The sequence below is a fragment of the Algicola sagamiensis DSM 14643 genome, assembly GCF_000374485.1.
Classification (GTDB): domain Bacteria; phylum Pseudomonadota; class Gammaproteobacteria; order Enterobacterales; family Alteromonadaceae; genus Algicola; species Algicola sagamiensis.
Genome location: NZ_KB894501.1, coordinates 1 through 21,676 on the forward strand (window position 1 = coordinate 1; position 21,676 = coordinate 21,676).

The window sequence follows — 21,676 nt, forward strand, 5'->3', positions numbered from 1 at the left end:
AGAACGAACGACAAAGCAACGAATTTGCCTGGTGGCAATAGCATTGTGGCACCACCTGAATCCATTCCGAACTCAGCAGTGAAACGCAATAGCGCCGATGGTAGTGTGGGGTTTCCCCATGTGAGAGTAGGACACCGCCAGGCTCCCAATTGAGAACCCAGCCCGAAAGGCTGGGTTTTTTTATTTGTGGTGTATGAATTTTACCAAGAGACTGCGTTGTCAGTTCCTCACATGGTCGTACTATGCTGCGTCACTTCCGCCTGTCTCTCGTAAAATCTCCGCCAAAACTTATCTGTATCTGTCTCTGTATCAGCTTTATTCACTTCTGAGAAAGCTTCATTCAGTACTCGCAGTTATGCTGCTTGTAGAGGTCTCAGGCGGTGTTTGGTGCTAACAACTTTACATCTCCACTGCACGGAGCAGTTGTATTTTTTGGATAGTTCCAGATGATTGTCTTCGTGAAAGTCATGCCAGATTTAGTTGCTTTGAATGATTCAATCAATCATACAATTTGTCACTTTAGATCATTATTTTAGGTCGATTGGTATGAAGCGTGCCGCAAGATCCATGTGAAGTTCTCGGCATATGAATTACCGATCATCTTTTTAACGGTACGAAATCAGAACCAGGATCTGTTGATGTATTCGATGTTGGCGGTAACGACTATTTAAGTAAGCCATTCTTCAAATATGAACTGATCTTTCGAGTACGGATACAGGTTGACTTGACGATCCAGCGTCATCGTATGGCGAAATTTAGACAGTTTGCCAATAATATCAGCACTTATGAATCCCACGAAGATATGGCCAAAGCGGCTTATGAGCTGATTATTCCAGATCCATTCATTCGTGAGGCTGCGGTGCTTTTTGATGGTGATGTACTTGTATTTTTGTTCTAAAGTTTTTAGGTTACGCCCTGATGAGACGAATGATAGGTAACTTAATGAAAGATTTAAATCAGTTTGGGATGAAGTTGATGTTTTTGTGATAACGCCCAGCAAATCATAAAGGTGTGCACTGACGGATATAGTCTTCTTGATATCCTGGTTCTTTCATGATGAGCTCAAACCGCTTATCGAAAGTTTTCTTGAGTTGTTCTCCTTGAGCGTTTTTATGGAAAAGAAGGTATCCCTTAGTGGCATAAAGTGGGGTTGGGTGTTTGCGGAGTCGTTTGCGTGTGAAGGCTTTCAGTTGATTGAGAATATGTTCGGCGGGTTTTTCAGAAAGTACAGTGAGATCAGCCAAGCCCAAAATCAAAAGCTGGAGATTTTGGTCATGATGAGAAACAAACGTATGGTTTACTTTGTGCTTTTGGAGCGCATCTAAAAAGTCTTTTCGATAGGTATATCCCTCATTGAGAACTAAATTTCGTCCTGCAATATCATCGAAACTTTGCCATTCAAATAAAACGTATTTTGGATAGAAAAAATAGAGCGATTCCATGGTAAGGTGAGCAGCAGAATAAAGCATTTCTTCTCGGCGAATTGGACTGTCGAACCAGTATGCTGTAATTGGATACGCTCCTGTTTTTGCTTTTTGGTAGGCTTTTGCCCAGGTCATAAAGTGAAAAGTGACATCTTTGTTCTCCCGTTCGAAAACTTCGCGGATCAATTTTGCGACACAGCCTTGATTGTCTAATGATTTTCCGATGTATGGTGGCCATTCTCCGGCCGTGATTTGAATTTTAGCGATTTCATTTTCTTCGCTAGATATTACTTGTCCTGAACAGAGTATCAGTGTAATTCTAATGAAAAAGCTGCAAATGTGTCGAATAGTGATCGAACGGTTATTGATTGAGTATCGCATATTCGATAATCACGGCCATCGAACTACAGTGGGCTACATTCTTGAGTGTATTTTTCTCGGTATTTTTTGTCTGACATGACTTCGATATATCCACGATTAAATGCAGAACGGATCTTTTCTTTCACTTTTGTTGATTGAGATATCAGTAAGAACCCTTTTGAGACGATCGGTGGTTTTGGATGTTGGACAATTTGGTTTCTTTCTTCAGATGTAAGTTGCTCTAAATATACTCGGGATGTTTTTTCTCCCATAATTGTTAAGTTTGCACGGTTCGTAATGAGCATTTGAAAATTTTGCTCATTTTTTGTCACGACAATTTGTTCGACACCGTAAGTGACCAATGCTTCATTAAATGCATCTGAGTATGTATAACCCTGATTGATGACGATGGTACGTCCGCGCATGTCTGCATATTCATTCCAATCAAAAGGCACTTTTTTAGGATAATAGAAAAAGTTACGCTCTATCGTGACATATTGATCGGGAAACATAAAGTCTGCACGTCTTTCATCGCTGTCAAACCAGTAGGAACTTGCTTGAAAATTACCTTTTTTTGCTTCAATGTATGCACGCTTCCAAGGCATAAAAATGAACTTTACTTGGAGCCCTTGAGTCGCGTAGATATCACTGATGAGTTGATTGACACAACCTTGGCCGGGGAATTCTTTTGCGGTATAAGGCGGGTACTCGCCTGTTGAAATATAGATTTTTCCAGCAGCATGCACGGGAAGACTAAACAGCCAGCAACTCATGACTATCAGGAGTACAAAATAACATTTTTTTCCGAGTTTAACCTTTGACCGCTGAAGGATAACCATAATGCTTTCGTTATTGTCGAAAGATAACTTTCAGCCTAGCACACGGGGACCATTTGGGGGAGAAGAGAAGCGCAGAGAAGAGGGGTCTCTACGCTTGAGGATTATAATGCAGCAATCGTTTCGATTTGCTCTTTGAGCTTATTGACGGTGTCGTTTAGCTCAGATTGTTTGGCTTTTTCCTTTGCAATTACTTGTTCAGGCGCTTTGCCAACAAAATTTTCGTTACTCAGTTTACCTGTGACGCGCTCAAGATCTTTACTGACTTTTTCTAATTGCTTATTTAAGCGAGCAAGCTCAGCATCTTTATCGATGAGACCCGCCATTGGGATCAATATTTCCATTTTACCGACAAGTGCAGTTGCAGATGCTGGTGCTTCTTCTTGCTCCGTCAGAACTTGGATTGCTTCCAGCTTTGCCAGAGATTGTAAGAAGCTTTGGTTCTCCGTTAAGCGGCGCTTGTCATCTTGGGATGGGTTGCGAAGAAGGACAGAGAGTGACTTATTCGGGGAAATGTCCATTTCACCACGGATATTGCGAATACCAAGAATAAACTGCTTCAACCATTCGGTATCTTGGCTGGCCACTTGATCTTCATGGGCACTATCTACCTCTGGGAAAGATTGCGTCATGATGGTTTCACCTTCAACACCTGCAAGCGGTGCAGCACGTTGCCAGATCTCTTCAGTGATAAATGGCATAATTGGGTGCATCAGACGTAATAATGTTTCTAGAACGTTGACCAAAGTTTGGCGAGTTGCACGCTGTTGCGCTTCAGTGCCTTGAGATAATGCAGGCTTGGTTAGTTCTAGATACCAATCACAGAACTGGTTCCAAGTGAATTCATACAATACATTGGCTGCCATATCCAAGCGATAGGTGTCCATTGCCTGTCTGAACTCACGAACAGTTTCGTTGAGTTGAGACTTTATCCAACGATCGGCAATGGAATAGTCCATTTCGCCGCCATCTTGCCCACAATCATGAGACTCTGTATTCATCAATACATAACGGCTGGCATTCCAAAGCTTGTTGCAGAAATTGCGGTAACCTTCTAGGCGTTTCATATCCCAGTTGATATCACGGCCTGTTGATGCAAGTGCAGCGAGCGTAAAGCGAAGCGCGTCAGTACCATTCGCTTCAATACCATCCTCGAACTGCTTGCGCGTACGGTTGGCGATCTTCTCTGCTTGTTGTGGTTGCATCATATTTGATGTGCGTTTTTCAACAAGATCATCTGCAGAAATCCCATTGATCATATCGAGTGGATCAAGGACGTTGCCTTTTGATTTCGACATCTTTTGACCTTCTTCATCCCGGATCAAACCAGTGACATAGACGGTTTTGAATGGCACTTGCGGTTTACCATTTTCATCTTTGATGAAGTGCATGGTCATCATGATCATCCGGGCAACCCAGAAGAAAATGATATCGAACCCTGTTACAAGTACATCTGTTGGGTGGAATGTTTTTAGATCTTCTGTATTTTCTGGCCAGCCTAAGGTTGAGAATGTCCATAGTGCAGATGAGAACCAAGTATCCAAGACATCTTCATCTTGAGATAATTGAACGTCGCCCAAATGATGTTTTTGGCGAACTTCTTCTTCAGTAAGGCCAACGTAGACATTCCCGTCTTCGTCATACCATGCCGGAATGCGGTGACCCCACCAAAGCTGACGAGAGATACACCAGTCCTGAATATCACGCATCCAAGAGTAATACATGTTTTCGTATTGCTTCGGAACGAATTCGATATCGCCGTCTTCAACCGCTTTTGTGGCGACTTCTGCCATCGGCGCAACACGAACGTACCATTGGTCTGTCAGCATGGGTTCAATCACAACACCAGAACGGTCTCCCATCGGAACTTTGAGTGCGTGTGGATCGATTTTTTCGAGGTGACCTGCTTCTTCAAATAAGCGAATGATTTCTTTACGGGCAGCAAAACGCTCTAAACCTTGTAGTGCTGCTGGCAAGGAACCATCAATATCATGGTTTAATGAGCTGTCTGTATTATATACTTCAGCTTGCGCAAGAACGAAACCTGTTGGAGACAGGATATTGATCATTGGTAACAAGTGACGTTTTCCAAGCTCGTAGTCATTGAAGTCATGTGCAGGGGTGATTTTCACAACACCCGTTCCGAATTCCATGTCGACATAATCGTCTGCAACGATTGGGATACGACGATCGACTAATGGGAGGATCACTTCTTTACCAATCAGGGCTTGGTAGCGCTCATCTTTTGGATTGACTGCAACGGCAGTGTCACCCAGCATCGTCTCTGGACGTGTTGTTGCGACGACAACATGATCTTTACCTTCAGATGTGGTTTGGCCATCAGCAAGTGGATAACGGAAGTACCAAAGGTTGCCTTGCTTATCTTTGTTTTCTACTTCAAGGTCGGAAATTGCTGTTTGGAGTTTTGGGTCCCAGTTGACTAGGCGTTTACCACGGTAAATCAGGCCTTCTTCGTGAAGGCGAACGAAAACTTCTTGCACTGCGTTTGATAAGCCTTCATCCATCGTAAAGCGCTCGCGCTCCCAATCAACAGAGTTACCAAGGCAACGCATTTGGGAAGTGATGGTGCCGCCAGACTCTGCTTTCCAATCCCAAATTTTATCGATAAACGCTTCGCGACCAAGTTCATGACGGGAAATATCTTGTGCAGCGAGACGTCGCTCAACGACCATCTGTGTTGCGATCCCCGCGTGATCAGTACCAACCTGCCACAACGTATTGTAGTTGTCCATCCGCTTGTAGCGCGTCAATGCATCCATGATGGTTTGCTGAAATGCATGTCCCATATGCAGGCTGCCTGTGACATTCGGGGGGGGGATCATAATACAGTACGGCGTCCCTTTTCCGGATGGTTTAAATAAGCCTTTTTCCTCCCAGGCTTGGTACATGGCCTGCTCAATTGCAGATGGATTAAAGGTCTTTTCCATTGTCACAGTTAACCTCAAAAGATTTTATTCGGTGTCTATAGTTTGCATCGTATATCCCAAACCACGGTAGTGCTTAAATCGCTCACGGGCGAGTTGTTTTAACGCTTCTTGTGTTGGGACAAAGTCAATAATTTGTTTGTAATTCGAAGCAAAAGCAGGTGCGTTTTCTGCAAGATTCACAAGAATCTCTCTTTTGCTCTTTGTTTGCGTCCAGGCGATTTCGACTGGTGCGCCATAGCGCGGCCCTTCATTTTCCAAATTGTGTGGAATAAAACTATCGGATTCGAAAGTCCATAGGATTTCGTCGACCAGGCAGGCATCTTCCTGAGACGACGTCCAGACTTGAATGCGCTTTCCTTGTCGATACAAGGCAGCAATTTGTTGGCAGGCGAAAGTAAAATGAGCCGGATTCATGGAATCCGGCTCATCTTGTTTGTTCACTATGTAAAATAATGCTTGCTTCAAGATTCGTCTGCTAAGTCTGTCTTATTTAACAGATATTGTGTCAGCATTGGAACTGGGCGGCCTGTTGAGCCTTTGTTTTTCCCACTGCGCCAAGCTGTGCCTGCAATATCCAAATGGGCCCAATTATACTTCTTAGTGAACCGAGAAAGGAAGCATGCAGCGGTAATTGTTCCAGCTTCTCTGCCGCCTAAGTTCGAAAAATCAGCAAATGGACTGTCCAACTGGTCTTGATATTCTTCCCAAAGTGGCATGCGCCATGCACGATCGCCACTTTGTTCAGAAGCATTGAGCAGTTCATGTGCGAGTGGATTATGAGAACTCAGAAGACCTGTTGCATGACGGCCTAAAGCAATGACACATGCGCCAGTCAATGTGGCGAGATCAATCACAACATCTGGATTGAAGCGCTCGACATAAGATAACGCATCACAAAGCACGAGTCGGCCTTCTGCATCTGTATTTAATACTTCAACCGTTTGGCCTGACATCGTTGTGAGAATATCGCCTGGCCGATAAGCTCTGCTACCTGGCATGTTTTCGCATCCAGCAAGCACACCAACGATATTCATCGGCAGTTGGAGTTCAGCGATGCTTTTCATCAATCCAAGGACACCCGCTGCGCCACCCATATCGTATTTCATTTCATCCATGCCATCGGCTGGTTTGATTGAAATACCGCCACTGTCAAACGTCAAACCTTTACCAACAAAGACAATAGGAGCGTCACCAGACTTGCCGCCTTGGTAGTTGATGACAGACATGATGGACTCATTTTCAGAGCCACGGCCAACGGCAAGATAGGAGTTCATGCCAAGCTCTTTCATTTTGGCTTCGTCAACAATATCTACGGATACATTCTTATGGTCGTTTGCCAGCTTCTTTGCTTCTTCAGCAAGGTAGGCTGGGTTGCAGATATTTGGTGGCATATTGGCAACATCTTTACACAAAGACATACCAGATGAAATCGCTAAGCCGTGGCGGATCGCGTCTTCACCGACAGATAATTCACGACGTGTTGGAACATTGAATACAATTTTACGCAGTGGACGTCGTGTTTCACCTTTACGGCTTTTCAGCTGATCGAAATTATAAAGACCATCTTGTGTGGTTTCGACCGCATGACGGACTTTCCAATATGTGTCGCGCCCTTTTACATGAAGCTCAGTTAAAAAGCAGACGGCTTCCATGGAGCCTGTTTCATTCAGAGTTTTGATTGTTTTATCGATAATTTGTCGATATTGACGTTCGTTGAGCTCACGCTCTTTACCACAACCAACGAGCAGAACACGTTCGCTAAGGATATTTGGAACATGGTGGAGCAAAAGCATTTGACCAGGCTTGCCTTCTAAATCACCACGACGGAGCAGGCTGCTAATATAGCCTTCGCTGATTTCGTCAAGTTGCTCGGCAACAGGTGATAGACGGCGTGGCTCATAGACTCCAACCACGATGCAAGCGCTGCGTTGTTTTTCTGGGCTTCCGCTTTTAACGCTGAATTCCATTGCGTCTCCTATCGAGTTAAAAAAAGAATTCAAGTAAGAAGGATACGATTTTAGCGTGTTGACATTTCAGCAGTGACATTCCAACAATAGTGTGAATGATCGAAACCTCATCACGCGATTACCGCGATGAATAGGAACTAATTTGACGTTTCCTGCTCCAAGGCGTTTGTATATAATTGTAAAAAATAACAGGTTTGCTGAAAACTTCATAGCACTCCAGTAAAAATAATAGTTTTTAAGGCCCGACTTTGATTATTTTTCGATATTTAACCAAAGAATTTTTAAAAGCGCAGATTGCAGTATTTGTCATTATCATGACTATTTTTGTGAGCCAGCGTTTTGTAAAAGTCATTGCTGATGCATCCGAAGGGGAGATCCCAGGCCAACTTGTTGTCTCAATTATCGGCCTCAAGCTTCCACAGTTAGCAGCAATTATTCTTCCCTTAAGTATATTCCTGGGGACACTTGGGGCATTAGGGCGAATATACGCTGATAGTGAGATGTCAGTGATGAAGGCGTGTGGTGTCAGTGAGTGGTATGTTGTCCGTGTTGGACTGTTTTTATCATTGATTATGGCCTTGTTCAGTGCATCGATTACTTTATTTCTTTCCCCTTGGGCGTATGAGAAAGAGTATCAAGTGCTTGAAAAAGCGGAAGCAGAAGCAGGACTCACGACTTTAATGCCAGGACAGTTTCAAAAAACGGATAATGAGAAAGCGGTTGTATTTGTCCATGACATTGGCAATAGTGGAAAAGAACTGGATGGTGTTTTTCTTGCTCAGCTTCCGGATTTGGAAAAAGGAAAAAAACACTCAGTCATTGTTTATGCGAAAAAAGGGAGGGTTGTTGAAGGCGAATCTGGAGAGCAAACACTCGTTTTACAAGATGGAAAACAATACAGCGGCGAGACAATGAAGCAGGATTTCGAAGTCATCGACTTTGGACGTTACGAAGTCCTGATCCAGGAGCAAGAAGTTGAGCGTCGCCGTAGAAAACTACGAGCCAAATCCACCGAAGCGCTCATACAGGCACAAGATTTAGCCTCTAGAGCAGAGCTACAATGGCGAATTGCTTTACCATTATCGATCCCTCTATTGACTTTAATTGCTATACCACTCAGTTCAGTCAGCCCGAGGCAAGGTCGTTTTGCTAAACTCATGCCTGCATTAATTCTCTATATTGGTTACTTCGTTGCACTTATCTCTGCAAAATCTGCGCTGGAGGATGGGAAAATACCCGAAGAAATTGGATTGTGGTGGACGCATGCAGTGATTGTCATCATTGGTAGTTTATTGATATTCAAAGACCGACCTTTAGGGTTAAAGATCCGTTCGATGTTTGTGAAAAGGTAATGCTCATGTGGAAATTAATTGATGGTTACATCGGACGCAATATTTTAGGAATGACAATACTCACGCTGGGTATTCTCTCTTCGATTAGCTCTCTTTTTCGGTTTATTGAGCAGTTAAAATCAGTTGGTAAAGGCAACTATGATATGGTGCATGCTGCACTGTATACTTTATTTTCCATTCCACGTGATCTGGAAATATTCTTCCCAATGGCAGCATTGATTGGTGGTCTGCTGGCGCTAGGCATGATGGCGAGTCATAGTGAGCTGGTTGTTCTACAGGCATCTGGGTTTTCAAAATTAAATATTTTCTTTTCGATGATGAAAACCGCAATCATCTTGATGCTGATCGTTTTTGCTGTCGGTGAATGGTTAGCGCCTGTCGCAGAAAGTGCTGCCAAGGAATTACGCGCAAAAGCGATTTCCGGGGGAAGTGTTATATCGTCCCAGCAAGGGGTGTGGACGAAAGATAAAAAAGCGTTTATCAGTATTGGAGAAGTGGAAGAGAAGGGCACATTGAATGATGTTCGAATCTATCAATTCGGTGATACATTTGATGAACTGGAACAAGTCACAACGGCTACACGAGCGCGATTCGTGCAAAATTACTGGCGTATGTTTGATGTCACGCATTTAAAGTTCGAAAAGAATTTCGTTGAAAAGCAGTTTGAAGCGGAATATCTATGGAAGTCAGATATCACACCGGACACACTTGGGGTTGTGAGTACCAAGCCTGAAGAGCTTTCTCTCACCGGATTAATGGAATATGTGGATTATCTTGAGAAGAATAACCAGAACGCCGCCCGCTTTGAATTGGCAATGTGGCGAAAAATATTCCAGCCTATTTCGATTGGTGTCATGTTGCTGGTGGCATTGTCATTCATTTTTGGGCCATTACGCAGTATGACGATGGCTGCACGTGTGTTGATGGGGATTGTGACGGGGTTCTTATTTTATATTGCCGATCAGATCTTTGGACCTGTAAGTGTGGTTTATCAACTCCCACCGATGGTTGGGGCTATTATTCCAAGTATGGGATTTGCGATGATGGCGCTGTACTTGTTGAATCGACGAACTTAGGGGCATTTGCCCCCATTTTATTTCGGCTAAAAAAATCACTCTTCGTTGTGCGTCCCTGAGTCGCTGATTTGGAATAACCAAACTTCTCGCTAACGGATATCTTTATAGGCTGAGTCTTCTTTTTTCAGTACAATCATTTCACTGTGGGACAAGTAGTCTTGCACAGACTTCTTCTGCTTGCGATTGACAATGAGGATCACATTCCCTAATCCACCGAAAGCAAAGACCAAACGTGTGATTCCTTGTGCCGCACTGATCAATGTTCCATCTTCATTTTGTACTCTTAAACGCCAGGCGCGCATACCGATGGTTTGACCACCATGCGTCCAAAACCAAATAAAGAAATAACAAACAGCAAGAAACAGTACTGCTTTATGCCAACGTGCTTGTGTCAGGTAAGCACCAACATCAGCATATTCTCCAATAATCGTAGGGTTAATCACATATGCAACGGCCACGATTGCAAAGACAATAAAATGGGTGACCGCAAAGACGGAAATTGCCACGAGTGAGTCATAGATCAATGCAGCAAATCGGCGGCGAAAGCCCGCTCGTGGGTATGGGATGGTCATCAATTGCAGTTTTTCTCAGAGTTGGACAGGGCGGGGATCTTAACAAAACTCACTTAAAATGAGAAATATGGCCAAACATTCATCGGTTAAACGGAAAAATGAAAAAAATGCTTGCTCCTAAGGCCTGTCTCCGTATAATTCATCGCGTACTCCAGTTAGAGTCTTGTGAAGCAATTCACAAAAAATAAAAAATAGTGCCAGCGTGATGAAATTGGTAGACATAGGGGATTCAAAATCCCCCGCCTTAACGGGCGTGGCGGTTCGAGTCCGCCCGCTGGTACCATCTCTCCTAAGGAGATTATCAAACCGACAATTGTCGGTTTTTTTGTATCTGCACCCTCCTTGTTCTTCTATCCTCACTATCTAAATCTTCAAAAGGAGCATCGAAGAAATGGATTTACAACCCGACGACTATTTCATTATCGATAAAGGCAACATGCTGTGATAAAGGCAACTTGCTTAGAGATGAAATGGAGATTATAGAAATCGGTGTTGTGGTGGTTGAGCGCAAAACGCTTCAGACTGTTGACGAATTTTGTACTTTTATCCAAGCCGTGTTTTCAAACGCGCAGAATGCCAAAAAGCGACAGAGGATGGCTGGTGCTTTGAAACAGATCTAGTCGTAGAACCCTGATTTTTTGTTTTTGCGAAAAGTCCCTTTTTCGCACTGAATAATTACATTAGTTGCAGCTATAAGTTGCAATAACTTCAGAGACTTTCTGGTCAACACCTGCAAAGTCGTTGTAGTTCACTTTTACTGTCACACAGTTTTTCGCTGGAGAGTCAATGATTTGATACTTGAGCGTGTAGATGTAGTGCAGGCCATCGTTGAATGAAATTGCACTTGAAATATCAATTACATACCCATCGCTGCCAACGATCTGTTGTACTTCTTCATTATCGAGTACAGATTGGATCGCATTGATCGAATCAGATGGAACAACTCGGTCATTTGTCAGTAGTTGTAATGAATCAATGATCGTATAGCCATTTGCAGCGCTGAGCAATCCATCGACTTCGACGATGATAGAATCAACAGTCGCATTGACTGGTGCAGTGAGGCGAGCCGTTGGGTTTTCTGGATATTTACAAACCGATTTAAAGTCATCGCCACATACATTCTTTAAGTAATTTAGGTATTGCTTCGAACCAAGTAGTCTCCCTTTTTCGCCGTTGTTATTTTCATAAACACGGATTTCTGTAGGTCGCTTCTGCCACCAGTCTGTTACGACGCCAACTGATGTAACTAATTTTGCAGAGTCTAAAGTCATTGTATGGCTGAAGTGTGTACTTGCATCTGGTTGTAGGCGCTGGTTAATCGAATCTTCCATGAGAACGCTGTCAGCAGCGAATGTGCTTGTTGCAATAAACAGTGAGGATAAAGCGAATGCAGTGTTTTTGATCAAATTCATGAAAAATACCTCTTTATATTTGTTATTGAATGATTTCAATGCGTTAATCTCATTAAGATCGGGAGCATAGTAAACGCAGCTTTATGTAAATGTAATAGGTACAAATGCTTATTTATTGCAGTTAATTTCAGTATTTAGACTGGAAAATTCTCATCATTTTTCTTTATATTGCGCTGGCGCAAACGCAATGAAAATTCAACTTTTTTTCTGATTTATCTCTATGTAAAACTCGCTATCTTTCTTCGTTTTTTCAACATATTCGAGGATAGAATGAATAAAGAACAACTAATTCAGCATTTATCATTAGTACGCCATGATGAAGGTGGTTATTACTCGGAAACTTTCCGGGCAGAGGATAAGATACAGACACAGCGAGAAGGGCTCAGTGGTATGCGAAGCCTTGCAACCTGTATTTATTACATGCTCACGCAGGACAATCCAATTGGCTATTTTCATCAGAATACTTCGCCAATCATCCACTTTTTCCATTCCGGATCACCACTCACTTATCGGCTGATTCATCAAGACGGCTCAGTTGAAGAGTACATTTTGGGTCCTGATTTAGATAAAGGCCATCAGTTGCAGCTTTTTGTGCCTGGTGGATGTTGGAAGTCGACAGAACTACAGGCAGGTGGAGATTATGGTTTGCTCAGTGAAATTGTTACGCCGGGATTCGAGTTTATTGATGCAGAAATTGCGAATCAAACTCAGTTACTGAAAGAATTTCCACAGCACGAATCCTGGATCCGTCAGTTCACTTATCAATAAGGGGTTCTAGCTCGACAAGGAACCCTCTATCTCCTTAACTTAGATAAGTTGAAACGATACGGTTCTATTTGTCTTGCGTGTTTTAGTAAATATCAAGTCTTTCTATTACTTCATATTGATGGCTTTGGCGATGAATATAGGGGCTGTGCATGCGAAAAATAGACTTGACCGTGTGACCCTAGGGCTAGGTGAGTATCCTCCGTATCATTCTTCCGATTTGCCACATTACGGTGCTGCAACCCGAATTATGACGATGATTTTCGAGCGGGCTGGTATCCAAGTTCGCTATGTGTTTTTTCCTTGGCAGCGTGCCTACGTGGAAACCAGAAAAGGGACCATTGATGGGACAGGGTTATGGGAGCGTGACTCCGAGACAATTGATAAATTTCTCATTAGTAAGGCTGTATTTGAATATCGCACCTATTTCTTCCATAAAAAATCGCTAAAGTTCGATTGGAAAACCATTGATGATCTGCGTGGTTATCAAATCGGTGGCCTGATCGGATATTACTATGGTGATGCTTTTCAAAAAGCTGAAGAGAACGGTACTTTATCTTTACATCGTGTTCCCCATGAGAGCCAAAATATGAAGAAGTTATTGCTTGGTCGGGTACAACTTATTCCCATTTCAATTGAGTCAGCGAAAGCTTTTTTGAGTGCTACAGGCAAACTCCGAGAATGGCAGAATTTAGCTTATCACCCAAAGCCATTGTATCGTGCAACATCACACTTACTCTTATCTCTGGTTGTGAAGGAGAACCAAGAACGAATGCGGCGGTTTGACCAAGCACTCGTAGAGATGAAGTCGGAAGGACTGATTGAAAAGTTATTACACAATATTGAACTGAGAGAAAAATCAACGGCTGAAGAATCAGCCGCTGATGCATTGACAATAAAGTAGGGCTTAGAAGCGGACTTGAGCGCCTAGACCAAACGTATTTTCATTGTCGCCGTCTTCAATGTGACCTGTTGAGAAGTCTGCTGTTAATGCAAACTGGGAGTTGAAGTAGTATGTTGATGCTAACTGATATTCCTCAGAATCAGTTGAGAACTCATCTTCGCCAGCAAACTCAACACCTAAAGCGACGGAAAAGTCACGGTTTAGGAAGTATTCAGCGTTGACATCAAAAGAATGGGTATCATCAATTGAGCCACCTGTGTTTAGGTTCGCATATTCAGTATTGAACGCGATCCACTGACTATCTGATACAGGAAGTACAGCTTTTAGACCAAAGATCCAGCTTGTGTCGTGCTCTTGTTTTTCGTAGTTTGCTTCAACTAAAGTGATGTAGGCAGCCCAGTTATCATTGATATAGTGACCTGCTGTGAATGAGAAATGTTCCACATCAGTTTCTGCTGATTGTCCAGCTACTTTTTTCTCATAATTGTGATTTGCATATCCTGCTGCCAAGTAGAAAGGCGCATCAAAATGATATGTGAACTCAGTTGCGTAGGTATCACGGTTGAGTTCTTCTTGAACAGCATCTTGTCTGCTGATGTTCGCCAGGATTTCAACACTGGAAGAACGAGACAGAAACGCAGCTTCTTTACGAGGTCCTTTTGATGTATCAAGGCCTTTAAAGAAGTAAGTTGCATCAAGCTTTACTGAATCCGTGTTATCAATAGACTTATCGTGCTCAGCTTTGCTGATGTGTCCGTTGATTTCTACGTGTTGTGCTGCTTGTGCGCCAAAAGAAAGGATGGTTGGGATAAGAATCGCTAGTGTTTTTTTCATTACAAGTTTTCCATTTATACAACTTAAACTGGGATAAGAAACCCAAAAGGAAATTTTAATGAAAAACGCTGAGGTAAAAAAGGAAAAATAGACAAAAGCCTGCACTTTGGTGGATATGCAGGCAGTTTGTTCGAAATATCATCTAAAAAGTATATTTTAAAGAAACAATCACTTCTCGGCCAAGGGACCGGTAACCTTTATTGGATTGGTATTCTTTATCGAATAGGTTATTCGCTGTGAGTTTCAACGTCAGCTGCTCTGATGCATAAAACGCATAGCTGGTAGACCAGGTTTGATAAGAAGGCAGCATGGTGTCGTTATTTCCCGTTGGGCGTTTGTCTGAATAATGGAACGTAATAGATAACTGGTGCTGTTGCCAATCTCGATAGGTGATCCAGTTCAGGGTTCTTCTCGCCCGGTTTGCTAAGGGTTTATTGGTTGTTTTATTTTCGGTATCGAGCCAAGTGTAGTTAAATTCATTATGCCATAAGTCCCACTTTCCTTTTAAGCGCCACTCCAATCCGTCAATTTGTGCTTTGTAGATATTTTGAGGTGTCCATACACTACTATTTTCATCCTGAGTCCAAGAGATTAAATTGTCGATCTCTTGTCTGAAAACTGTGATATCCGTGGTTAATACTTGGTGCTCAAAACGAAAACTGCCTTCAATCTGTTGGCTTTCTTCTGATTTGAGTGACGGATTTCCTGTCGTAGGGGAGTACAAGTCATTAAATGAGGGCTGCTTAAAAGCGGTTTGATAGCCAAGACGAATATGACGTTGGTTAGGGAGCGCTTGAGAAATATTAAGGCCGTAAGTGGTTTGTTTACCTGTGCTATCCATGTGGTCATAGCGAATTGCTGCATCTATTGTTGTCTTTTTTATTGTTTCATAACGTCCACCCGCAAAGACGGCCTTATTATCACGTTTATTTCTCAGAAATGAAGTAGAGCTTCGACTCACATTATCTTTAAGCCACTGAAGACCTGCATAGGCTTGCCAGAATGAAACTGGATGATAGGTAAATTGATAGGTCGCTTCTTGATGCTTTGTTTCTAAAGAGAGATCATCAGTATTGGGGCCAATATATTTTTCCTTATCTCTGTTTTGGGCCATTGATAAATATTGAGAAAAATTGTTTTGTGACTGCTCCCACTTAAATTGGCTTTGTCCTCGACGATAAAAAGCAACATCAGCCCCACCTTGAAATGGAGAATCATATTCGTAACTGCCTTCATCAAAAAATTGATGGTAACTGACTTTATTATGAGAGGTCACATCATGAGTAAGCTGGAAAGCTAAGTGTTTTGACTCCATTCCATCTTTATCTGGATCGCCATCAACGAATACAGAAAATCCATCTGTCTTCTCCATTCCAGCCTGAAAAGCAAGTTGTGTTGCTTCAATGGTTTTTCCTGCTGCAATATCATAGTTCTGATAATTGTTGCTGCCACGCTTGATGGTGAGTTGTGTTTCCTCTGGGAAACGCGTAAAAATCTTAATGACCGAGCCAATTGCATCAGCACCATATTGTGCCGCATGCGCCCCTTTATAGACTTCAATGCGCTCAATTTGGGAGGGGCGAATTAAAGAGAGGTTTGTTTGGCCTAAACTGGCTGAACCGACGCGAACACCATCAATAAGGACGATGGTATGATTTGAATTGGTGCCACGGGCAAAAACGCTGGTGAGTTGACCGCGTCCACCCTGTCGACTGCTTGAGAACCCAGCAACCTGCTCCAATAAACTCGGCAAATCAACAGGCGCAATTCGCTCTATTTTTTCCCGTTCAATGACTTCGACACTGATATGCTTGTGTGCAGGCAGGCCCTGATACGGTGTTCCTGTAACCGTAATTCTTTCGATAGTTTCTTGCGCTTCTGCATATGCAAATTGAGTACTACAGCAGGCTATGATCACCGCAACTGCAATTTTTGTTTTCAACATGTTGAACCTTTAAGATTAAGACGCCCACCGCGTCTACTATTTTCCCTGTTTCGGGCCGGTCTCCGGACTGAGCGTATTGATGTTGGAGATCACCAAGGTCATCCTTCCCATTTCTTATCCATGAGAATGAACAATAAACAGTGGAAATACAATAGAGAACTCCCTATGCGAACTTGTTATCACGCATCACCGTTGCGGGGGCAGCGCTGGACTTTCTTGTCGATTGTGTTGTTGATTTTCATCATTGATAAGAGCACCAGCTTCCCGTTTCATTCTTGCATCAAGAACACCCGAAACGCTGATGCGCAGTGTGGAAGGTTTTGAGCGAACTGTCAATTAGGGGGCTATCGCTCTCCTTTGACAGCCTCTGCTGTGATGTGTGAAATCGTAATAGATTTTAGTCTCTGAAGTTCGTAAACTGGAATGGTTGGTCAATATCGCATTCGCGAACCAATTGCATGACAGATTGGAGATCATCACGTTTTTTCCCAGTGATACGAACTTGATCGCCTTGGATAGAGGCTTGCACTTTAATCTTACTGTCTTTGATCATTTTGACGATTTTTTTCGCGGTCGGAGTGTCGATACCTTGCTTCATTCCGACGTCTTGCAGATAGGTTTTTCCAGAGTGAACCATATCCTTGATATCAAAGCTTCTTGGATCCAAATCGCGTTTAATCGCTTTGTTACTCAGAATATCAATCATCTGTTGCAGTTGGATCTCAGCTTCAGCTTTTAGCTTAATTAAATCATCGGTTAACTCAAAAGTAGCATCCACACCACGAAAGTCGTAACGTGTTGAAAGCTCACGGTTTGCATTTTCTACAGCATTCTTAATTTCATGCGCGTCGAGTTCAGAAACAATGTCAAAAGATGGCATAATTTTTCCTTAGTTGACGTAGCCGTTTGGGAACGTTAATCTTTAGCGGCTATCTCGTTATTTATGGGTAAATTGAGTGACTCAGAAATTTTACCGCTACGGACTGCTGATTGTCATGACGCTTGTGACGATCCTTTTTCTCATCAAGATCGGCGGCCCAATACCAAAAACACCTGCACATACTGATAAAGTGGTGCATTGTGTCATTTTCTTTGGATTAACATGGCTTGTATTCCGAGCGATTTCAAAACCCAAATGGATATTGATCACTTCACTTGCTGTTTATGGGGCGGTCATTGAAGTAATTCAAGGACTATTTCCTTATCGTTCGGCGAGTTTGCTGGATTTTGTTGCAGATCTTGCAGGGATCGGTCTGTTTCTTATCCTTGCAGCAATTGTTACGCAGTTTCGTCGATTTCGAAATACTTCCTCAGAAGAATCTTAAATCCAGATGTGGTTTCTAACAGGGCAAGGTGCAGTCACCCAGTTGTGGCATCATCGACTCAAACAACACGATGTTCCGGTTCATCTACTTTATCATCGACAGAATAAAGAAGAACGGAAGACTTTTCGCTTCCATACGAATCAAGGTCAAGCATGGACCTATCAGACGAATGTTCTTCCGCTTTGCCAAGCACCTGAAGGGATCCAGTCGCTCTTGTTGTGTGCCAAGGCATTTCATGTTCAGGCTATTTTTGAGCAGTTAAAACCTTCTTTATCTGACTATGCAGACATTATCCTTTGTCATAATGGCTTGGGGACGATTGAGCCGATAGTGACTCAACTGAAGCCGAATCAACGTCTATGGTTTTTAAGTACTACGCATGGCGCACTTCGCCTTTCTCAACAAGAGACACAGCATACTGGCGTTGGCTCCAGTGTACTTGGTTTATGTCATGGTAACCAACAACGTTCTTCTCATGATATTCAAGATCTAGTGCAGGCTGGATGTATTGAACTTGTTGATGATATTGAACAACGGCTTTGGCTCAAACTTGCCGTCAATAGTGTGATCAACCCCCTGACAGCGATTCATCATTGTCGTAATGGGGCATTATCTGCACAAAAGTGGCAAATGCAAATCGAACACTTATGTGAAGAGTTTTGTGCTGTTGCCAATTCCGCCGGGATTAATTTAACTATTGAGGCCGTTCTCATGGTTGTGAGCAGGACCATTGAACAAACGGCTGAGAATTATTCTTCTATGCATCAGGATGTTTACTTCAAACGACAAACAGAGATAGAGTTTATTACTGGATATCTGCTAGAAATTGCTAAATTAAAAGATATCTTGATACCTACGCACACTCAGGTTTATCAAGAATTCTTAGCGCAATTCTGCCAGCCCTGAAAAAGCCTTTTCACTTTTCCATCTATACTGGATAAAAACCACAAAGAAACGAAACTGATGGGGCGAACTGCTTTTCAAGCCATTCTGATATGCCTGTTGGGCTGGTTATTGGTAACTCAGCCACTTTGGGGCAAACAGAAAGTCACGATATTTGGTGATGATGGTTATGTCCCTTATTCATATTTGGAGGATAATGTTGCAAAGGGAATTTATGTGCATATTCTCCGAGAAGCTTTCCAACGGATGACTGATTATCAGGTCAAAATTGAAATGCTCCCTTGGAAGCGAGGGTTAAAGGAAATTGAACTAGGACATGGGTTTGCAATCTTTCCACCTTATTTCTGGCCGAAAAAACGCCCTTACATTGAGCCGTATTCTGAGCCTATTTTCCAAGAAAAAGTAGTTGCAATATGCCAGCCTAAGGTGCTGCAACGTCCTCGGGCGATCTGGCCTGATGACTTCATTGGTTTAACAATTGGTACAAATTTAGGTTATTTGACGCCAGGGCCTCGCTTTTTTGAAGCGGTAAAGCAATCGAAGATCAAATTAGTGGAATCCAAAGATACCAATATTGGTATGAAAATGCTGCTGCTCAATCGAACGGACTGCTACGTCAATTCATTTATGTCCATTCGTTGGGTTGTCGGCCATCTAAAAAGAGAAGGCTATCCTGAAGATCGATTGAGTGCATTGAAGATTGGGATTGTGATTTCTCAAAAGTGGGCCTATCTAGGGTTTCGTGCAGGTGAAAACCCCAAATACCCATTCAAAAGCGACTTTATTCTGAAGTTCAATCAAGCGATCCGATCCATGAAAAGAGAAGGTCGCATTGAAGAAATTGTGAATGAATTTTTTGAATAAAAGCTTTTCGGGCTTGGGGGTTCACCAGAAGATTGATATATTGGCGAAAATTTTTTTAGACCTGAAAAAGGTCATGTATTTTTATAAGGAAAATAACCGTGAAGTACAGCAAACCTTCAACACTTGCTGCGTCGGTTGCCGTGCTCCTCTCCACGACCGGGTGTGAACAGCGCGAGCCAGCAGTCGAAGTTTCTCAAAAAGATCTCAGCCAAGCGATTGAGCAAGAAGCAAATCAAGAGCTTCTGCAACAAATGACGAAAGAAAAGCAGGAGCTCAAAGCTTTCTTACAGGAAATGCAAGCGAAAGACCCAAGTATCGTCGACGCTTATTACAGCTTTGATGATAATGGGGAAAAGGTTCTGAATGTCATTCGGGAAAAAGAACCCGAGGGAACCCAGACCGAAGGAAGTGAGTCAACACCAGTTGCCGAAAGCCAAGGATTATCTGGTGCAGAAGTCATGTTGTATGCACTCGCTGGTGGATTAACCGCAGCAGCCTTGGCGAAAGCGTTTTCAAATAAGAGCCCGCAAGCATTTCGCTCTGGTGCATCCAGTCATTACTCTACAACAATGAAAGATGCACAAAAGCGGAAAAACTTTGCGCGTTCTGGCTATCTCAGCAAAATGAAGTCAAAGAAGATCTCCTCGATTAAAAGTAATCCATCGAAATTATCGAGTGTGAAAAAAGGTGTGTTTAACCGAAAATCCAGCACACGTTCAAGCAGCTATAGCAGTGGTTCTTAATGATGGAGGTCGTGAACTATCCAATTGAATTTTCGTTAGAAGATATCATTGCTCAGGAATTACCGATGACATTGGCTCTAAATGAGTCTGAAGGAAAGACGAATCAAGATTTATTGGATTTATTTCGCTTTCCGCAAAGTCAGCAATCAGAGATGCCATTTTATGTACTGAGGACCGACAATGCAGCATCTATCGCGGAAATCTGTGAACAAACTTATGATGCAATGTGCTGGGCAATTGAATGGCTTGCTGAAAATCGAGAGGCTGTACCGAATTACTATGGTGCTGATTTTTGCAAGAAATATCCTGCGTTCATCGACTATGCATTTTGGACTTATGCCAATAACCATGAAGCATTGTATGGTCGTTTCGACCTTGCGCTTGATCCACATACTGAGCAAGTGACTGGCATTTACGAATTTAATGGTGATACACCGGTGATGTTGTTTGAGTCTACTGGGCTGCAACATGCATTTACCCAACAAGTGAATGCGCAAACGGGTCATGCTTATGATGAATGGAATGCATATTTCCCTGAAGCAGTTGAGGCTTTAGACAAAGTTTGTCGATTGAGCCGAACAGGTCAACAGTCGATAGGCGTTGCGCTGCATGCCGATTTTGTAGAAGATATGGCAACTTCAGAAACTATGTTTCACCTGTTTGATAGTCACGATAAGCTTTACCCAATGATCGACCATATCAATGCATTGGATTTCGATGAATTGTGGGAAACATCCCCTTTTTTATTGAATGAACAAGAGGTTTCACATTTATTTGTTCTTCAGCCCTGGGAAGAAATGGTTGAGTCGGCTTATGACGATATTATTTCTCGTTGGCAACATTGGGGAGAAAAAGTCAGATTTTTTGAGCCTGCTTGGCGCTGGTTGATGTCGAACAAAGGGATCTGGGCATTGATCAGTGATTTGCTCGACACTGAGTCGGAATTTCGCGAACAATATGGGCATCTCCCATTTTTGAAAAGTTCGCTCTCGTCAGAAACATTCCAGCAGTCGGGAATGGATTATGTATCAAAACCGCTGATGGGTCGATTATCCAATAACATCACGATCATTCAGCAAGGTGAAACAACCTATGCTTCAGATGGAATGTACAAGGATGAACCACTCCTATTTCAGGAATATTGCGCGCCAGGGCAGGTTGAGGGGCGACATAACTTTATTGCTGGGATGTGGATGGCACCGATTGGGCAAGAGCGCGCACCTTTGGTGATGCAAGCCGCATCATTATGTATTCGTGAATTTGATCAACCTGTTTTGAATATTAGTAATGAGCGTTTTATTCCTCATTTGTTACGTCATGAGTAAAGTACTGAGTCAGTTTGCTCTCAATTGGGGTAAGTGATTTCAACTGACTCATGTTCAGTGAATGGATTAAGCGTGTTATTTGGTTGTTGATGGCGGGTAACTTGGATTTAAATTCATAATT

At 42.7% G+C, this 21,676-nt stretch carries 22 protein-coding genes, 1 tRNA gene, 1 rRNA gene and 1 riboswitch; of the genes, 13 read left to right on the forward strand and 11 right to left on the reverse strand.

The window, feature by feature from the left end; translation table 11 throughout:
• The first annotated feature begins 27 nt into the window (after window positions 1–27).
• Window positions 28–143 (forward strand): 5S ribosomal RNA (gene rrf / locus C505_RS0114755).
• A 210-nt stretch (window positions 144–353) separates the two neighbouring features.
• Here the strand turns inward: rrf and C505_RS24970 are convergent.
• Entirely contained in the window at window positions 354–476 is a 123-nt protein-coding gene (locus C505_RS24970; protein ID WP_407636617.1) for a Mor transcription activator family protein, read from the reverse strand.
• Window positions 477–745: 269 nt separating this feature from the next.
• Here C505_RS24970 and C505_RS24400 point away from each other — a divergent pair, with 269 nt between their 5' ends.
• Window positions 746–898, forward strand: a complete 153-nt coding sequence (locus tag C505_RS24400; RefSeq protein ID WP_018693403.1) for a hypothetical protein — start codon at window positions 746–748, stop codon at window positions 896–898.
• A 103-nt stretch (window positions 899–1,001) separates the two neighbouring features.
• Here C505_RS24400 and C505_RS0114765 read toward each other — a convergent pair whose 3' ends face one another.
• From C505_RS0114765 to pepA, 5 genes are all read right to left on the reverse strand, one after another.
• Window positions 1,002–1,805 (reverse strand): substrate-binding periplasmic protein, encoded by an 804-nt coding sequence (locus C505_RS0114765; protein WP_018693404.1) that lies wholly within the window; start codon window positions 1,803–1,805, stop codon window positions 1,002–1,004.
• A 23-nt stretch (window positions 1,806–1,828) separates the two neighbouring features.
• Window positions 1,829–2,557: a substrate-binding periplasmic protein gene (locus C505_RS0114770; RefSeq protein WP_169337050.1), complete on the reverse strand. Its 729-nt coding sequence runs from the start codon at window positions 2,555–2,557 to the stop codon at window positions 1,829–1,831.
• Window positions 2,558–2,724: 167 nt separating this feature from the next.
• Complete coding sequence (locus C505_RS0114775) at window positions 2,725–5,568, reverse strand: valine--tRNA ligase (protein ID WP_018693406.1); 2,844 nt, start codon at window positions 5,566–5,568, stop codon at window positions 2,725–2,727.
• Window positions 5,569–5,592: 24 nt separating this feature from the next.
• Window positions 5,593–6,033 carry a DNA polymerase III subunit chi gene (locus C505_RS0114780; protein WP_018693407.1) on the reverse strand — a complete coding sequence of 147 codons (441 nt, stop codon included), beginning with the start codon at window positions 6,031–6,033 and terminating at the stop codon, window positions 5,593–5,595.
• Window positions 6,030–7,535, reverse strand: coding sequence for a leucyl aminopeptidase (gene pepA / locus C505_RS0114785; protein WP_018693408.1), 1,506 nt, complete (start codon window positions 7,533–7,535; stop codon window positions 6,030–6,032). Before pepA ends, C505_RS0114780 begins: the two co-directional genes overlap by 4 nt.
• Before the next feature lie 248 nt (window positions 7,536–7,783).
• Between pepA and lptF the strand changes: the two genes are divergently transcribed.
• Both lptF and lptG read left to right on the forward strand, forming a co-directional pair.
• Entirely contained in the window at window positions 7,784–8,887 is a 1,104-nt protein-coding gene (gene lptF / locus C505_RS0114790) for an LPS export ABC transporter permease LptF (RefSeq protein WP_018693409.1), read from the forward strand.
• A gap of 5 nt (window positions 8,888–8,892) precedes the next feature.
• A complete protein-coding gene (gene lptG / locus C505_RS0114795; protein WP_026317993.1) occupies window positions 8,893–9,963 on the forward strand; it encodes an LPS export ABC transporter permease LptG in 1,071 nt (356 codons plus the stop codon).
• An 89-nt stretch (window positions 9,964–10,052) separates the two neighbouring features.
• Here lptG and C505_RS0114800 read toward each other — a convergent pair whose 3' ends face one another.
• On the reverse strand, window positions 10,053–10,535 hold the full coding sequence (locus C505_RS0114800; RefSeq protein WP_018693411.1) for an RDD family protein: 483 nt from the start codon (window positions 10,533–10,535) through the stop codon (window positions 10,053–10,055).
• A gap of 196 nt (window positions 10,536–10,731) precedes the next feature.
• Between C505_RS0114800 and C505_RS0114805 the strand changes: the two genes are divergently transcribed.
• Window positions 10,732–10,818: transfer RNA gene (locus C505_RS0114805), tRNA-Leu, on the forward strand.
• Window positions 10,819–11,005: 187 nt separating this feature from the next.
• Entirely contained in the window at window positions 11,006–11,155 is a 150-nt protein-coding gene (locus tag C505_RS24405; protein WP_018693412.1) for a hypothetical protein, read from the forward strand.
• Window positions 11,156–11,215: 60 nt separating this feature from the next.
• Here C505_RS24405 and C505_RS0114815 read toward each other — a convergent pair whose 3' ends face one another.
• Window positions 11,216–11,947, reverse strand: a complete 732-nt coding sequence (locus C505_RS0114815) for a hypothetical protein (RefSeq protein ID WP_018693413.1) — start codon at window positions 11,945–11,947, stop codon at window positions 11,216–11,218.
• Window positions 11,948–12,217: 270 nt separating this feature from the next.
• Between C505_RS0114815 and C505_RS0114820 the strand changes: the two genes are divergently transcribed.
• Together C505_RS0114820 and C505_RS0114825 are read left to right on the forward strand one after the other, a co-directional pair.
• Complete coding sequence (locus tag C505_RS0114820) at window positions 12,218–12,715, forward strand: cupin domain-containing protein (RefSeq protein WP_018693414.1); 498 nt, start codon at window positions 12,218–12,220, stop codon at window positions 12,713–12,715.
• Window positions 12,716–12,845: 130 nt separating this feature from the next.
• Window positions 12,846–13,616 (forward strand): substrate-binding periplasmic protein, encoded by a 771-nt coding sequence (locus C505_RS0114825; protein WP_169337051.1) that lies wholly within the window; start codon window positions 12,846–12,848, stop codon window positions 13,614–13,616.
• Between the two features lie 3 nt (window positions 13,617–13,619).
• Here the strand turns inward: C505_RS0114825 and C505_RS0114830 are convergent, their stop codons facing one another.
• The 3 genes from C505_RS0114830 to C505_RS0114845 form a co-directional block, all read right to left on the reverse strand.
• The gene (locus C505_RS0114830) at window positions 13,620–14,450 is read right to left on the reverse strand and encodes a putative porin (RefSeq protein WP_018693416.1); all 831 of its coding nucleotides are present in this window, start codon (window positions 14,448–14,450) and stop codon (window positions 13,620–13,622) included.
• Between the two features lie 142 nt (window positions 14,451–14,592).
• Entirely contained in the window at window positions 14,593–16,395 is a 1,803-nt protein-coding gene (locus C505_RS0114835) for a TonB-dependent receptor domain-containing protein (RefSeq protein ID WP_018693417.1), read from the reverse strand.
• 36 nt (window positions 16,396–16,431) lie between these two features.
• Window positions 16,432–16,704: riboswitch (cobalamin riboswitch) on the reverse strand.
• An 88-nt stretch (window positions 16,705–16,792) separates the two neighbouring features.
• Window positions 16,793–17,275, reverse strand: a complete 483-nt coding sequence (locus C505_RS0114845) for a YajQ family cyclic di-GMP-binding protein (protein WP_018693419.1) — start codon at window positions 17,273–17,275, stop codon at window positions 16,793–16,795.
• Window positions 17,276–17,351: 76 nt separating this feature from the next.
• Here C505_RS0114845 and C505_RS22530 point away from each other — a divergent pair, with 76 nt between their 5' ends.
• The 5 genes from C505_RS22530 (at window position 17,352) to C505_RS0114870 (ending at window position 21,555) form a co-directional block, all read left to right on the forward strand.
• On the forward strand, window positions 17,352–17,720 hold the full coding sequence (locus C505_RS22530; RefSeq protein ID WP_018693420.1) for a VanZ family protein: 369 nt from the start codon (window positions 17,352–17,354) through the stop codon (window positions 17,718–17,720).
• Between the two features lie 6 nt (window positions 17,721–17,726).
• On the forward strand, window positions 17,727–18,626 hold the full coding sequence (locus tag C505_RS22535) for a ketopantoate reductase family protein (protein ID WP_018693421.1): 900 nt from the start codon (window positions 17,727–17,729) through the stop codon (window positions 18,624–18,626).
• A 57-nt stretch (window positions 18,627–18,683) separates the two neighbouring features.
• Window positions 18,684–19,487 (forward strand): substrate-binding periplasmic protein, encoded by an 804-nt coding sequence (locus C505_RS0114860; RefSeq protein ID WP_018693422.1) that lies wholly within the window; start codon window positions 18,684–18,686, stop codon window positions 19,485–19,487.
• A 98-nt stretch (window positions 19,488–19,585) separates the two neighbouring features.
• Window positions 19,586–20,230: a hypothetical protein gene (locus C505_RS0114865; RefSeq protein WP_018693423.1), complete on the forward strand. Its 645-nt coding sequence runs from the start codon at window positions 19,586–19,588 to the stop codon at window positions 20,228–20,230.
• 11 nt (window positions 20,231–20,241) lie between these two features.
• Complete coding sequence (locus C505_RS0114870) at window positions 20,242–21,555, forward strand: glutathionylspermidine synthase family protein (protein ID WP_169337052.1); 1,314 nt, start codon at window positions 20,242–20,244, stop codon at window positions 21,553–21,555.
• The last annotated feature ends 121 nt before the right edge of the window (window positions 21,556–21,676 follow it).

Bases quoted from the DNA above. Each gene is read 5' to 3' on its own strand.
- C505_RS0114815 (WP_018693413.1), bottom strand. From the start codon at position 11,947: ATGAATTTGATCAAAAACACTGCATTCGCTTTATCCTCACTGTTTATT.
- C505_RS0114765 (WP_018693404.1), bottom strand. From the start codon at position 1,805: ATGCGATACTCAATCAATAACCGTTCGATCACTATTCGACACATTTGC.
- C505_RS22535 (WP_018693421.1), top strand. From the start codon at position 17,727: ATGTGGTTTCTAACAGGGCAAGGTGCAGTCACCCAGTTGTGGCATCAT.
- C505_RS0114825 (WP_169337051.1), top strand. From the start codon at position 12,846: ATGAATATAGGGGCTGTGCATGCGAAAAATAGACTTGACCGTGTGACC.
- C505_RS0114770 (WP_169337050.1), bottom strand. From the start codon at position 2,557: ATGAGTTGCTGGCTGTTTAGTCTTCCCGTGCATGCTGCTGGAAAAATC.
- C505_RS24400 (WP_018693403.1), top strand. From the start codon at position 746: ATGGCGAAATTTAGACAGTTTGCCAATAATATCAGCACTTATGAATCC.
- C505_RS0114835 (WP_018693417.1), bottom strand. From the start codon at position 16,395: ATGTTGAAAACAAAAATTGCAGTTGCGGTGATCATAGCCTGCTGTAGT.
- C505_RS0114860 (WP_018693422.1), top strand. From the start codon at position 18,684: ATGGGGCGAACTGCTTTTCAAGCCATTCTGATATGCCTGTTGGGCTGG.
- C505_RS0114820 (WP_018693414.1), top strand. From the start codon at position 12,218: ATGAATAAAGAACAACTAATTCAGCATTTATCATTAGTACGCCATGAT.
- pepA (WP_018693408.1), bottom strand. From the start codon at position 7,535: ATGGAATTCAGCGTTAAAAGCGGAAGCCCAGAAAAACAACGCAGCGCT.
- C505_RS0114800 (WP_018693411.1), bottom strand. From the start codon at position 10,535: ATGACCATCCCATACCCACGAGCGGGCTTTCGCCGCCGATTTGCTGCA.
- C505_RS0114845 (WP_018693419.1), bottom strand. From the start codon at position 17,275: ATGCCATCTTTTGACATTGTTTCTGAACTCGACGCGCATGAAATTAAG.
- C505_RS0114830 (WP_018693416.1), bottom strand. From the start codon at position 14,450: ATGAAAAAAACACTAGCGATTCTTATCCCAACCATCCTTTCTTTTGGC.
- C505_RS24405 (WP_018693412.1), top strand. From the start codon at position 11,006: ATGGAGATTATAGAAATCGGTGTTGTGGTGGTTGAGCGCAAAACGCTT.
- C505_RS0114775 (WP_018693406.1), bottom strand. From the start codon at position 5,568: ATGGAAAAGACCTTTAATCCATCTGCAATTGAGCAGGCCATGTACCAA.
- lptG (WP_026317993.1), top strand. From the start codon at position 8,893: ATGTGGAAATTAATTGATGGTTACATCGGACGCAATATTTTAGGAATG.